The sequence below is a fragment of the Undibacterium sp. TC9W genome (assembly GCF_049339865.1).
Classification (GTDB): domain Bacteria; phylum Pseudomonadota; class Gammaproteobacteria; order Burkholderiales; family Burkholderiaceae_D; genus Undibacterium.
Window position 1 is genome coordinate 13,074 of the sequence record NZ_JBMPPJ010000019.1, and the last position, 13,715, is coordinate 26,788.

Sequence of the window (13,715 nt, forward strand, 5' to 3'; positions counted from 1 at the left end):
TAAATTCGGAAATTGCCGAGCCCTGCGCCTGCCAGTTATGTGCAATTTTGATCAACAGACAAACCTTGCCTTATTGCTCTTACAACAGCATTTTCGCCTGGCGGCTAAACTCAGTGAGGATAATAGCAGAAACCGTGCCATCAACCAGATCAGTCATATATAAAATCGAAATTTGTTAAATGCTTGTTTTTGTGGCGTTTTCTCTGACACAAACACAGCACCTTAGTATTATACAAACTCCATACACGCACCAAAATAACGCAAAATAATTTTAAATTGCCATTTTGGTGCAATTTTAAGTTTATCGAATCAATTTGCATTGTTTTGGCGCAAGCCAAGAGTCGATTGCATCGCGCCTATTGATCACTTGCAATTGAAGCAATTAAGCGAAATACTCAATTGGCAATATTGACCAAAATCAACATTGATTGGTATTTCTCTATATGCGATTCACTCTCATTTAGACTGTGATGGTATTTCAGGCGACGATGCCCCTGCCTGCAACTTTAACAGTTACGGACCACTGCACGGGCGTTCGCTCTCATACCCAAATCTCATTATGTCGCCTCACCCTTACCTACGCAAACCTATGTTGTTTGCCCTACTCACCTTCGCGCTGACAATGTTGGCAAGCGCCGCCATCATCGTCAAACTGGACGAAGGTGCAAAGCAGGAAGAACGCCGGCTCGCATACGATCTGGCGCGCTCACAAGCGGTCAACCTGCAAAACAATATGTATAGCGCGCTATCAGCAAGCTATGCGCTTGCTGCCATGGTTGCCGACGGCAATGGCAGGATCAGGCACTTTGGACGTTTTGCCGACAAGATACTGCAGTATCATCCACAAATTGCCGCTTTGTATCTTGCTCCAGACGGCGTCACCAGCGAAGTCGCGCCAGTAGAATGGAGTAATAAAGGGCTGGGCATAGACTTGCTGGCCGACCCCATACGCAAAGCGGAAGCGCAACTCGCCAAGGACAGCCATCATCTGACACTTGCGGGGCCACTCCCCCTCACCAATGGCAGCACTGGCATCATAGCCCGCCTGCCCGTCTATCTTGAGGACCCCATAGACGCAAACAAAGCGCCTCAATTCTGGGGCCTGATCTCGGCTGCCATTGATTTAAAGACACTGCTTGCCGACACCGGCTTATCAAAACTAAGCGAACGGGGTTATGACTATGAGTTATCTCGCGTTCACCCAGGTACACGCGCAAGGCAAGTCATAGAAAAATCTGCCGGATTTGCAACGACGAATTACCTCAGCTACGCCATCAAATTACCAAATGCAGAATGGACACTGGAGCTGACACCTAAAAATTCTATCATCCAGAACAAACCCCGACTGCTCTACAACAGCGTCGGGCTTTTGTTTAGCGTCATGTTGGCTTGTCTGGTAAAACTCTTGCTTGAAGCACGCGAGCAAAGAAAGAACCTGAAAAAAATCGTCAGCAAAAGAACTGCAGAATTGGCGCAGCGCGAAACCGACTTGCACCATGCCCAGATTATTTCAAAAACAGGCAACTGGAGCATAGGCAATAATGCAGAAGAGTGGCGCTATTCAGACGAGGCACGACGCATACTTGGTTACGCCAGTGGCAGCAGAATCGATTGCGCCAGCCTCATGCAACGCATCCATCCAGACGACATTCATGCGGTGAAGATTTTTTGGAGCCAGGTGCAAGCAGGCAAAGATGCAGGCATAGAGCACCGTATTATTATTGACGGCGAAGTGCGCTGGCTACATTCACAATATGATGCACAGAGCGCCAGGCACATGGGCACGGTGCAAGACATCACCGAACGCAAACATGTAGAAGAAGACTTACGCATCGCCGCCATCGCCTTTGAAGCACAAGAAGGCATGGTCATTACTGATGAGCGCCGAACTATCGTGCGCATCAACCAGGCATTTACCCGCATCACAGGCTATAGCCGCGAAGAAGCACTCGGCAAACAGACCAGCTTGCTCAAGTCTGGCCTGCATGGGGCCAACTATTATGAAGAAATGGGCAAGCAGCTTGACGCCAATGCCTATTGGCAAGGCGAAATCTGGAACCGCAGAAAAAACGGCGAAGTCTATCCAGAATGGCTGACCATCACTGCAGTCAAAAATGCCAGCGGCAAGGTTGTCAACTATGTCGCCACGATGCTCGACATCACCCAAAGAAAAGCCACCGAAGCCAAGCTTGAACACTTGGCCTACCATGATCCTTTAACCGGTCTGGCCAACCGCCGCCTGCTGATAGACCGGCTGCAACACAGCCTGCTCGCAAAAAGCCGCAGCAATCTGTACGGAGCCGTGCTATTCCTCGACCTTGATAATTTCAAGACCATCAATGACAGCAGTGGCCACGGCAAAGGTGACATGCTCTTGCAAGTTGCCGCAAAACGTCTCGCACACAGCATACGCAAGGGCGATACCCTGGCACGTTACGGCGGTGATGAATTTGTCTTGCTGCTCGAAGAACTCAGCGACAACGTCAGAGAAACCGCCATAGAAGTACAAATGATCGTCACCAAAATCCTGGCAGACCTGCGCGCCCCCTATGATTTAGAGCACAGTGAGTATCACAGCAGTGCCAGTATAGGCATCACCCTGTTTGACAAACAAAGTACCTCTGCCGAAGAACTGCTCAAGCAGGTAGAAGTCGCCATGTATGAGGCCAAGTCCAGTGGCGGCAATAACTTCCGCTTCTTTGACAAAGACATGCTCGACATCGTCAACACCCGCGCAGTACTGGAAGCAGACATGCGCCAGGGCCTGCAGCAAGAACAGTTCGTGCTGCACTACCAGCCACAAGTCAGCAGCACAGGCCAGGTCACCGGTGCAGAAGCCCTGGTACGCTGGCAACATCCCCACAAGGGGCTGGTGCCGCCGTCAGACTTCATTCCACTCGCAGAAGAGTCAGGCCTCATCCTCGGCCTGGGTGCATGGATATTAAAAACCGCCTGCGCCAAACTGGCAGAATGGCAAAACAATGACGACACAAAAAACCGCACCCTGGCCGTCAATGTCAGCGCACGCCAATTCAGGCAAAACGACTTTGTCTCACTGGTACTCGACAACATCAGGCACTACCAGATAGACGCCAGCAAACTCAAGCTTGAGCTAACAGAAAGCCTGCTCGTCGATAATGTGGAAGAAACCATAGACAAGATGAACCAGCTCAAAGCCAGAGGCGTAGGTTTTTCACTCGATGACTTTGGCACCGGCTACTCATCCTTGTCTTATCTCAAGCGCCTGCCGCTGGACCAGCTCAAGATAGACCAATCTTTCGTACGCGACATTCTCAACAATAATAACGATGCCGTCATCACCAGGACCATCATCGCGCTCGGCCAAAGCCTGGGCCTGGCCGTCATCGCCGAAGGTGTGGAAACCGCAGCCCAGCGCGACTTCCTGGTTCAGCAGGGCTGTCTTTCCTATCAAGGTTATCTGTATGGCAAACCCAGTGCCAATTTAATATAAACTAGCAGGCACATCAGCACTACCTTTTTTGCAATCACTATTTTCAATCAAGGAAACACCATGTCCACAGATCAAACCCTGCAAGCAGCACGCCAGCGCGGCCAGGAACAGGCCCTGCCCTACGCTGGCGCAGTCACCCCACAGGAAGCCTTTACTCTGCTGCAAAATGACAGCAAGATATTACTCGTTGATGTGCGCACCAATGCCGAGCGCGACTGGGTAGGCAGGGTCAATATCAACGAAGCCCAACACCTGGCCGTGCAATGGAGCCTCTACCCCGGCGGCACACCCAACCCCGACTTTCTCGCACAACTGCAAGCCAGCGTGACAGACAAGAACAGCGTCATCCTCTTCCTCTGCCGCTCCGGCGTACGCTCACGCCACGGCGCCAGGCTGGCAACTGAGAACGGCTACACCAATTGCTACGACATCCTGCAAGGTTTTGAAGGCGACAAGGACCAACAAGGCCACAGGAAAACCGTAGGCGGCTGGTGCCAAAACGGCCTGCCATGGCTGGGAGCCTGACCTGATACATAGCAAGATTTACAAAAACCAAGAAAAAAGCTTCCATAATGAAGTTTGCTTTGCTAGAATAGCGGACTTCGCTGTTACGGCAAGTTTTAGCGAAAGCAGGAGAGGTGGATGAGTGGTTTAAGTCACACGCCTGGAAAGCGTGCGTAGGTTTATCCCTACCGGGGGTTCGAATCCCCCCTTCTCCGCCAAGATAAATGAATAAGCCCTTGATTTTCAAGGGCTTTTTTATTTTAAAGTTATACCAGTGTGCCATTTGGTGTACCAACTCCACTTGGAAGCAATTGGAACACATTGGCAACTTTCAAGGCTCTGTGTAGCCGATCAAATGGTTTCCATGATATCGATGCCAGAAATACCTTTCAACCGGCAGCTTACCAGGTCAGCGAAGCGCTGCAAAGGACTGTACCCACTGATAATCATACGCAAACTCACAATTGGCCATCAGTCCTCCCCAATGCCCACACTCTACTACAGCGGGCTTTTGCACCAATAACAAATCGCCTGTTCAATTAGCAAAAATTCACTTGATCTTTTAATAAAAAATTGACTTTGTAATTTATTGCTTTTACACCAATTTTGACTTAAAATTCGAGCTAAATTTTGCTCTTCTTTGGATGGCATCAAGACCATGAAATTCTCATCCGACGAACTCATGCCCTTCTCTGAGGTACGCACACGCATGTCCCACTTCTTGGTGAATGTACACGCTGGCAAAGACATCATCATCACGCGATATGCGCAAACAGGTAAGTCAGATCAAGCGCAATCATCGCTAATGGCGCAGGTTCAACGAGCTGAACAATTGCTGGCCAGACTAATGGACAGCAACCAATGAATAACACAGGTCATCAACCCAATCCATTCGAGTTCAGTGAAGCCGATACTTGCCGTGAATATGTGACCCCAGCCATTCGAGCCGCTGGCTGGGGTGACTTTCCGTATGAGATCGCAGAACAACGCAGTTTTACAGATGGACGCATCGTTCTTACTGGTCGCACCGCCAAGCGGCGTGAAGGTAAACGTGCTGATTACCTGCTTTGCTACCGCCGTGACTTGACATTGGCCGTTGTTGAAGCCAAACCGTACAAATCACCCGCTGGTGACGGTTTGCAACAGGCCAAAGACTACGCAGAAATACTTGGCCTCAAGTTTGCCTATGCCACAAACGGTAGGGAAATCATTGAATTCGACTTCTTGACAGGCATTGAGCAAAAGGTTGACCGTTACCCCACGCCGGATGAACTATGGCATCGCCAAACTGTTGGCACACCACTGGCCAGCACGATTGCCGTCAAGACCATGCTCCAGTCACTTAACCACAGCACGGGCAAGCCACCACGATACTATCAAGAAATCGCCATCAACCGCACGGTAAACACCATTCTGTCCGGGCAAAAGCGCATCTTGCTCACGATGGCAACGGGCACTGGCAAAACACCCACCGCGTTTCACATCGTGTGGAAGCTCTGGACTTCGGGCTGGAATAAAGATGGCGACCCGACGCGCAAAACTCGGGTACTGTTTTTGGCTGACCGCAACGTCTTGGTCGATGACCCGAAAGACAAGACGTTTGCCGTGTTTGGTGATGCGCGTTGGAAGATTGAAGGCGGCGAAGCAATCAAAGGCCGTGAAATTTATTTTTCAACCTACCAATCGATTGCCGAAGACGAGCGCCGTCCCGGTTTATATAAAGAGTATTCGCCGAACTATTTCGACCTCATCATCATTGACGAATGCCACCGCGGTTCCAGCCGCGCCGATTCGAGCTGGCGCGAGATTCTGGAATGGTTTGAGCCAGCCTTTCAGCTTGGCTTGACCGCTACCCCTCTGCGTGAAGAGTCGCGTGATACCTATGCCTACTTCGGCCTGCCGCTGTACGAATACTCGCTCAAGCAGGGCATTGAAGACGGCTTCTTGGCTCCTTACCGAGTGCATTGAGTTATCACCACGTTTGATGCAGCGGGCTGGCGACCCACACACGGCCAGCTTGATCGCTACGGCAAAGTGATACCGGACGAGGAATACCACACTAAAGATTTTGAGCGCCTTGTCAGTTTGAAGGCACGCACAGAAGCTGTGGCTCAGCACTTGACTGACTACCTCAAGCGTACTGACCGATTTGCCAAAACCATCGTCTTTTGCGTTGACCAAGAACATGCGGACGAAATGCGCAGCGCCCTTTCCAATCTGAATGCCGACTTGGTTGCGCAGAACCCGAACTATGTGTGCCGTGTCACCGCCGCTGAGGGCGACATTGGCCGTGGTCACCTGTCACGCTTTCAAGACTTAGAGACAAACCAGTCCACGCCTACGATATTGACCTCATCGCAAATGCTGACCACCGGCATTGATGCACCCACAGTTAAAAACGTTGTTTTGGTGCGCGTCATCGGCTCCATGAGTGAGTTCAAGCAGATCATCGGGCGCGGAACACGGGTGCGTGAGGATTACAACAAGTTGTTCTTTGACATTCTCGATTACACCGGGTCTGCCACCAGAATGTTTGCTGACCCAGATTTTGATGGCCATGCCGCACAGATTGTGGAAGAAGCTGCCGATGAAGCAGGGCACGTGATTGAGACTGAGCACGTCATAGAATTTGACCAGCAGCAAAACGAACAGATTCCGATCATCGACCCCAGTCAGCCGCAGGGCGTGGTCGAGCAAGAGCTAGGCGAACGTCGCAAGTTCTACGTTGACGGTGGTCTTGTTGAAATTGCCGCCCACCTTGTGTACGAGCTTGATGCCGATGGCAATAACCTCCGAATGGTGCAATTTTCTGACTATACCGCCGAGAAGGTGCGCGTACTATACCGCTCACCCGAAGACTTGGCGAATCATTGGAAAGACCCCGCTACACGCGAAGCCTTGATTGCACAACTTGCAGACCGAGGGATCGACCTTGCCCAATTGGTCGAGCAAACCAATCAGCCAGACGCCGACCTGCTGGACTTGCTCTGCCATGTGGCATTCAACGCCCCCCTACTGACGCGCAGTCAGCGTGCCGATAGGATGCGCCGCGACAAGCCTGATTTCTTTGACCAGTACGGCACTGAGGCAAAGCAGATTTTGAACGAGCTACTGGACAGGTACACCGAAAACGGTACCGACCAACTTCGCCTGCCTGATGCGCTGCGTATTGCGCCGATTTCCGACCACGGCAACGCGATAGAAATCGCGGCGAAATTTGGTGGTGCAGAACAATTGCGCGTGGCTGTAACTCAGTTACAAGCGACGCTTTACACGAACTGATTCCTGAATATTGAAATAAAATGGCCAACAAGAAGACCACCCAACCGCAAACGACTGCCCAGCAACTCGGCTCCATCATTAAATCCGCACGCGATATCATGCGCAAAGACAAGGGCTTGAATGGTGATGGAGACCGCCTCCCTATGCTCACATGGATGATGTTTCTGAAATTCATGGACGATCATGAGCAGGTCCGTGAAGCCGAAAGCCAACTCGCTGGCGAAAAGTTCAAACCTTCTATTGATACCCCCTACCGCTGGCGTGATTGGGGTGCGACTAAAGAAGGGCTGACGGGTGATACGCTGATTGCTTTCATAAACCAAGATGAAGCCATGCGCCCAGATGGCACACGCGGCCCAGGCTTATTCAAGTACCTGCGAGAATTGCAAGGCACCAAGTCACATGACCGCCGCGACACAATTGCTGCCGTGTTTCGCGGCATGGTCAACCGTATGATTAATGGCTACCTGCTGCGGGATGTATTATCCAAGCTGGATGGTATTCACTTCAACGCCAGCGAAGAACTGGAAGTACTTGGGCGTACTTATGAAACCTTGTTGCGTGAAATGCGCGATGCCGCTGGCGACGCTGGCGAGTTCTATACGCCCCGCCCTGTGGTTCGACTCATGGTGGAATTGGTCAATCCGAAACTGGGTGAAGTGGTGCTTGACCCCGCTTGTGGTACTGGCGGATTCTTAGTGGAAAGTTATACCCATCTTTCCAAGCAAGCTACCACAGTGCAAAAGCGCAAGCAGCTACAACAAAGCAGTATCCAAGGCTGCGAAGCCAAACCGTTGCCATATCTGCTGGTGAACATGAACCTGCTGCTGCATGGCTTGGAGTCACCCGACATTGACCCCGGCAACGCCCTGCGCTTTCCACTCAAAGAGATTGGTGACCGTGAACGGGTGGATGTGATTCTGTCCAATCCACCATTTGGCGGTGAAGAAGAGCGCGGCATCTTAGGCAACTTCCCAGACGACAAGCAAACCGCAGAAACCGCCTTGCTCTTCCTGCAACTCATCATGCGCAAGCTGCGTAGGCAACCTGCTGGACGTGCCGCTGTCGTTGTACCGAATGGAACTCTGTTTGCGGACGGTATCTGTGGCCGCATTAAACAGGAACTGCTAACTGAATTCAACCTGCACACGATCGTGCGCTTGCCCAGTGGCGTATTTGCGCCGTACACAAACATCCCCTCTAACTTACTGTTTTTTGACCGTAGCCGCCCCACAAAAACTGTTTGGTTTTACGAACAACCTTTGCCAGAAGACCGAAAGAATTACACAAAAACCCAACCCCTTCAATACGAAGAGTTTGACGATCTGCTGGCATGGTGGAAAAAGCGAGAAGAAAGTAAGCAGGCTTGGAAAGTTACAGCCAAAGAGATTCTGGAAAACGGCTGCAACCTTGACCGAAAAAATCCAACGGCCAAAGAAGATATTGCACACTTGCCACCTGAGCAATTGGTTGCCAGCATTCTAGACAAAGAGCGGCAAATAATTGCGTTAATGGAGCAAGTGCAGGCGTTACTGCAGGAGCCCGTATGAAACAGACTTGGCCAATAGTGAAGTTGGGAGAAGTTTTACACCATCGAAAAGTCTTCATCACTATTGAGGACGAGCAAATGTACATGCGTCCGAAAGTAAAACTTCACGCGCAAGGAATTGAACTGCGTGATCACGTATCCGGCTCAGAGATTAAGACAAAAAAGCAACAAGTTTGCCGTGTGTCGGATTTTTTGGTCGCTGAAATTGACGCAAAAATGGGGGGCTTCGGAATCGTTCCGATTGCACTTGACAAGGCAATCGTCAGCAGTCATTACTTCCTCTTCGAATCCAATCAAGAACATTTGATTCCAGATTTTTTGGGCTACTACTGCAAGACGAAAGTGTTCAGAGATCAAGTAGCCGCAAAAGGAACTACAAATTACGCCGCTATTCGTGCTGGTGACGTTCTCGAATACGTTATGCCTTTACCTCCAATTGAAGAACAACAAAGAATAATTGCTCGAATCGGCACCGTTCGGCAGCAATTGCAAGATGCAGTCAAACTGCGTTCAACCATTGAAGTTCAACTGCAATCACTTTTTTTGAGTCTGCATAGCAACTCAGGCACCACGTGCAAGTTGGGTGATTTGATTGAATTGTACGAAGACAAAGTAAGAATCCAACCAACTGAGTCTTATCCACAGGTTGGGGTTCGTGGTTTTGGTGGAGGACTGTTTCCCAAAGCGCCGGTTTTTGGCACTGAAACGACTTACAAAACATTCAACAGACTGTACGAAGATGCCATTGTTTTGAGTCAAGTGAAAGGCTGGGAAGGGGCAATAGCAGTTTGTCCCAGAGCGCTATCTGGTATGTATGTATCGCCAGAATATCGAACATTCCGATGTAAGCCTAATATAGCAAGTCCTCGTTACATGCAAGAAGTTGTTCGATCACAATGGTTTTGGAAATATTTACAAGAAGCGACCCGGGGTGTTGGCGCACGCAGAGAACGTGTCAGACCAGAAAAATTCCTCGCTATTGACCTGCACATGCCATCGTTTTCAAAGCAGGAAAAAATTGTTGCCACTTTGAACGGACTTGAAACTGTGCGACAACTGCGAACTGAGGTGTTTCCATGCATTGAGGCACTGTTACCTTCCTTATTACAGAAGGAAATGAGCCAGGCACAAATTACGGGGGTATAGGCCAGTATGTCCGACCAATCTGTGCACACATATAACGCCACCGCTTCAATGCTGGGGTATTTGTACCAAGTGCGTGTTGCCTTGCTATGGGCGCTGCAACAAGCAAAGGTTGGTGAATTTTCCGTCAGCTTGGAAACACTTGATGATGTGACATTTGAGGCGAATGGGATACCCATTTCGGTACTTCAAACCAAGCATTCGATCTCTAAAAAGGCAAACCTTACTGACTCGAGTGCTGACCTTTGGAAAACGTTACGGGTGTGGTTAGTCGGAAATGCTAGCGGGGAGGTTCCTATTGACACTGCTCTTTTCCTGATCACGACCGCCTCAATTACTGATGGCACGGCAGCACAAGCGTTGTGTGCCCATACACCGGAACGTGACATAAAAACTGCATGTAGTCGATTAAGGCAAGCAGCCACCACTTCAAGCAATGATGCGTTGAAGGACGTTTTTGAGGCGTTCCTTGCGTTGAGCCAGTCGGATCAAGAAAAACTACTTGACCGGATAGTGGTTGTTCCCGACGAAGGAAATGTGTCCGAAATACTGACAAAGATTGAGCAGGAGCTTCATTGGATGACGCTTCACCACCAGAAGACAGCCCTCGAACTATTAGAAGGGTGGTGGTTCAAGCGAGTGGTTCACGAACTGGTGAACGACGGATGTGGCATCTCTCGTACTGAGTTGGAAGCCCAGATATCGGATATTCAAGAATCACTCAAACCAGATGCGCTGCCCATCGACGATGCAATTGAAAAGCTCATGGTCGCGCTGGATCAGTTACCAGAATTTTCTGGTCGAAACTTCTATCGTCAAGTCGAGTTGGTTGGGGCGGGCAAGAATCGAATTCTGAATGCCATCAATTCCTACCAACGTGCTTTTGCACAACGCAGCCAATGGACACGCGACGAGCTTTTATTTGACACTGACATATCCAAGTACGAAAGCACGCTGAAAACAGAGTGGTTGCTCAAGCGCGACCAAATTTGCGATGAGCTTGGCGATTCACCTGCCGATGACGCAATGGCAAAGGCCGGTCGAGAAGTCCTCAAGTGGGCAGAAGATGTCGTGCTTCCCATCCGCCCTAATGTTGCTGCTCAATGGGTATGCAGAGGGTCACTTCACATGCTCGCTGATGAATTGAAAATTGGATGGCATCCAAATTTTGAGGATCGGCTTTCTGAAATTCTTGGAGTGGAGAGCGACCCTGTCGCTGGGATAACATGACTATATGGAGTAAGAGAACTCTGGAAGAGCGCAATTTGCTAAATCCAGCCTTTGGTTCAATTCTTGTCTGGCATCTTGCGAAAGGCTATCAACAGGAAGCCACGTCGAATGGTGAACCAAAAAATATACCAATGGTTCTGACATTTGTTGGGTTGAGTTTGGCACTACGCGGTAAAACCAGGAACTCACTCCCATCTACCATCACAAGTTCGCTGGCGACTTGGATAAATCAAAATCCGTTGCTTCGTTCGGCTGTCGCCAAGGGTGTCGGCGTCCTTCGTCCATACGTTAGAGAATCATTAATCTTTGGTGCAAATCATTCGTTGCTCGCGTTTGATGCGGTTTCAGTCATTGGAACTACATCGAAGACGCGGCAAATCAATAAGTATTTAAATACCTCTTCGGATGAGGTTCGTGAGTGTGCAAAAAAGGCTCTATTTATCGGTCGATGGTTGTACCGAAATGGTGATCCGCAAACTGTTATGGCAATGTTGGGAGTTTCCGCATGATTCAAATTAAAGAGATTGTGGCTTACAGCCATCACGGAAAAACGCGCAGTCTCCCGTTAAAACTTGGTGCTGTAAACATCATTTCAGGCGAATCCAAGGCTGGAAAATCCGCTGTGCTGAAGATCATTGACTACTGCTTTGGTGCAAGCCTTTGTGATGTACCAGAGGGAAAAGTGCGCCGTAATGTGGCGTGGTTTGGCCTGCTACTTCAAACATCAAGTGGACAAGCATTTATCGCTCGCCAAGTACCATTGGGAGAAGCCAAGAGTTCTGAAGCCGTGTACACGTTAGTAGGGGCCGACATTACGATTCCCAGTGGAGATATGCTACGTCAAACCACCAACGTTGAGGGATTACGGTCACAATTAGCTTCGTGGACAGGCATATCTTCTTATCGGCACACTCCACCTGACGGTCAAACCAGAGATCATCTGGTTGCGTCAATTCGTCATGCTGTTGCACTCTGTCTTCAGTCTCAGAATGAAATTGCTCAACAGAAGTGGCTTTTCCACGGAGCAAATGACCGAGATAAGGCACAGGCAATAAAAGATACATTGCCCTACTTCCTTGGTGCGGTATCCGACGAATATCTATCCCAGCAAAGTGAACTGAAGGCTGTAAAAGCAGAAATTCGGCAAATTGAGCGGCGGAATAAGGAAGCGGCGAACATTCGAGGTGAAGGCACATCTCGCGCTGACACGCTCCTGTCTGAAGCGAAGGCTGTTGGTCTTTCCTCCGTATCTGATTTGATTTCATGGGCCGAAAAAGTTGCAGCCTTGACTGCCATTCAATCGACCCCGCTTTCCTTGTCCCTTGCAGAGGGCAATGATGCAACGGAATTCAATCGCCTAACTAGCATCCGAAATCAACTGCTAAAGCAACAAAGCAATTTGCTCGGTACTTTAGAGCGTGCTCGTGCCTTTGAGGGCACAACTAAGAGTTATGCAATTGAAGCTGACGAACACATTGCCCGATTGAATGCAGTTTCTGTTTTTGATCCCAACTGTTCTGATCATTCATGCCCACTTTGCTTGCAAGTGCTGCCCTCAGAATCAGTTGCACCGTCTATCGCACAAATTAAGCAATCGGCAGCGCATCTTGGACAGGGTCGTGGCGCAGTAGATGCAACAACGCCTAAAATTGATTTCGCTATTGCAGAAGTTGAAACAGAATTAGAGTCTATTCGCCAGCAGCTTGGGCATAACCGAGAACTACTCTCTGCTGTTAAAAAATCGAATGAACGTCTCCAACTAGCCTCAGATGCAGATACCCGCAGGGCATTGATTTTAGGTCGTATTAGCCTATATCTGGAAAACATTCCTGCGGCGATCAACACCTCAGGGCAAGATGAACGACTACAAGCGTTGAAAATTCAAGAAAAAGAATTGGAGACGTTACTCAGCAATGAAGCGATGCAGGAACGTCTTGAGTCTTGCCTGTCCAACGTAAATCGAAACGTGTCCGCATTTGCTGGAAAAGTTAAGCTGGAATACTCAGATAGCCCACTACGCTTGGACACCAAGAATCTGACCATTGTTGCGGACACGCTTGAAAGACCTGTGCCAATGTCTCAGATGGGAAGTGGAGAAAACCACGTTGGGTATCACATCGTCGCTCATCTAGCGTTGCATGATTGGTTCGCCCGGCGCAAGCGGCCTGTTCCATCATTCTTGATCTTCGATCAGTTGTCCCAAGCCCATTTCTCGCCGGACTCGGATGCCAAAGCACCTAAGGAAAAAGTGGATGCAGACCGCCTAGCTGTTAAAGGTCTGTACGGATTGATATTTGATGTGACCAACGCATTGAACGGTGGGCTTCAAGTGCTGATTACCGACCATCCCTACTTCGATGACGATCAACGGTTCAAAGATGCCGTTGTGGAGCGTTGGATTGACGGCAAAAAACTTGTCCCAGTGGACTGGGTGACCGTCACAAAATAAAATATCTGCCAGGAAATTTCGTTGGTTGGAAAACTAAAAACAAGCCCCTTGGAAGACATTGTCGACTTGGTGTCGTTTTTGCCACG

General features: G+C 49.6%; 8 protein-coding genes, 1 tRNA gene and 1 pseudogene. All 10 read left to right on the forward strand.

Annotated elements, in window-relative coordinates; translation table 11 throughout:
• Nucleotides 1-559: 559 nt before the first annotated feature.
• The 10 genes and pseudogenes from ACO0LN_RS22405 (at nt 560) to ACO0LN_RS22450 (ending at nt 13,629) form a co-directional block, all read left to right on the forward strand.
• Nucleotides 560-3,472 (forward strand): bifunctional diguanylate cyclase/phosphodiesterase, encoded by a 2,913-nt coding sequence (locus tag ACO0LN_RS22405; protein WP_422977625.1) that lies wholly within the window; start codon nt 560-562, stop codon nt 3,470-3,472.
• A gap of 60 nt (nt 3,473-3,532) precedes the next feature.
• On the forward strand, nt 3,533-3,997 hold the full coding sequence (locus ACO0LN_RS22410; protein WP_422977627.1) for a rhodanese-like domain-containing protein: 465 nt from the start codon (nt 3,533-3,535) through the stop codon (nt 3,995-3,997).
• Between the two features lie 107 nt (nt 3,998-4,104).
• Nucleotides 4,105-4,194 (forward strand) — tRNA-Ser (locus ACO0LN_RS22415).
• A gap of 440 nt (nt 4,195-4,634) precedes the next feature.
• Nucleotides 4,635-4,841 carry a hypothetical protein gene (locus ACO0LN_RS22420; RefSeq protein WP_422977629.1) on the forward strand — a complete coding sequence of 69 codons (207 nt, stop codon included), beginning with the start codon at nt 4,635-4,637 and terminating at the stop codon, nt 4,839-4,841.
• Nucleotides 4,838-7,258: pseudogene (hsdR, locus tag ACO0LN_RS22425) on the forward strand (EcoAI/FtnUII family type I restriction enzme subunit R). Before ACO0LN_RS22420 ends, hsdR begins: the two are co-directional and overlap by 4 nt.
• 20 nt (nt 7,259-7,278) lie before the next feature.
• Nucleotides 7,279-8,808 carry an N-6 DNA methylase gene (locus ACO0LN_RS22430; protein WP_422977631.1) on the forward strand — a complete coding sequence of 510 codons (1,530 nt, stop codon included), beginning with the start codon at nt 7,279-7,281 and terminating at the stop codon, nt 8,806-8,808.
• The gene (locus ACO0LN_RS22435) at nt 8,805-9,953 is read left to right on the forward strand and encodes a restriction endonuclease subunit S (protein WP_422977633.1); all 1,149 of its coding nucleotides are present in this window, start codon (nt 8,805-8,807) and stop codon (nt 9,951-9,953) included. Before ACO0LN_RS22430 ends, ACO0LN_RS22435 begins: the two co-directional genes overlap by 4 nt.
• 6 nt (nt 9,954-9,959) lie before the next feature.
• On the forward strand, nt 9,960-11,180 hold the full coding sequence (locus ACO0LN_RS22440) for an ABC-three component system protein (protein ID WP_422977635.1): 1,221 nt from the start codon (nt 9,960-9,962) through the stop codon (nt 11,178-11,180).
• Complete coding sequence (locus ACO0LN_RS22445; protein ID WP_422977637.1) at nt 11,177-11,689, forward strand: three component ABC system middle component; 513 nt, start codon at nt 11,177-11,179, stop codon at nt 11,687-11,689. Before ACO0LN_RS22440 ends, ACO0LN_RS22445 begins: the two co-directional genes overlap by 4 nt.
• Complete coding sequence (locus tag ACO0LN_RS22450) at nt 11,686-13,629, forward strand: DUF3732 domain-containing protein (RefSeq protein WP_422977639.1); 1,944 nt, start codon at nt 11,686-11,688, stop codon at nt 13,627-13,629. The genes ACO0LN_RS22445 and ACO0LN_RS22450 overlap by 4 nt, the downstream gene beginning before the upstream one ends.
• The last annotated feature ends 86 nt before the right edge of the window (nt 13,630-13,715 follow it).

Excerpts from the sequence above, each read along its gene's own strand:
- ACO0LN_RS22405 (WP_422977625.1), top strand. The coding sequence starts at position 560 with ATGTCGCCTCACCCTTACCTACGCAAACCTATGTTGTTTGCCCTACTC.
- ACO0LN_RS22410 (WP_422977627.1), top strand. The coding sequence starts at position 3,533 with ATGTCCACAGATCAAACCCTGCAAGCAGCACGCCAGCGCGGCCAGGAA.
- ACO0LN_RS22420 (WP_422977629.1), top strand. The coding sequence starts at position 4,635 with ATGAAATTCTCATCCGACGAACTCATGCCCTTCTCTGAGGTACGCACA.
- ACO0LN_RS22430 (WP_422977631.1), top strand. The coding sequence starts at position 7,279 with ATGGCCAACAAGAAGACCACCCAACCGCAAACGACTGCCCAGCAACTC.
- ACO0LN_RS22435 (WP_422977633.1), top strand. The coding sequence starts at position 8,805 with ATGAAACAGACTTGGCCAATAGTGAAGTTGGGAGAAGTTTTACACCAT.
- ACO0LN_RS22440 (WP_422977635.1), top strand. The coding sequence starts at position 9,960 with ATGTCCGACCAATCTGTGCACACATATAACGCCACCGCTTCAATGCTG.
- ACO0LN_RS22445 (WP_422977637.1), top strand. The coding sequence starts at position 11,177 with ATGACTATATGGAGTAAGAGAACTCTGGAAGAGCGCAATTTGCTAAAT.
- ACO0LN_RS22450 (WP_422977639.1), top strand. The coding sequence starts at position 11,686 with ATGATTCAAATTAAAGAGATTGTGGCTTACAGCCATCACGGAAAAACG.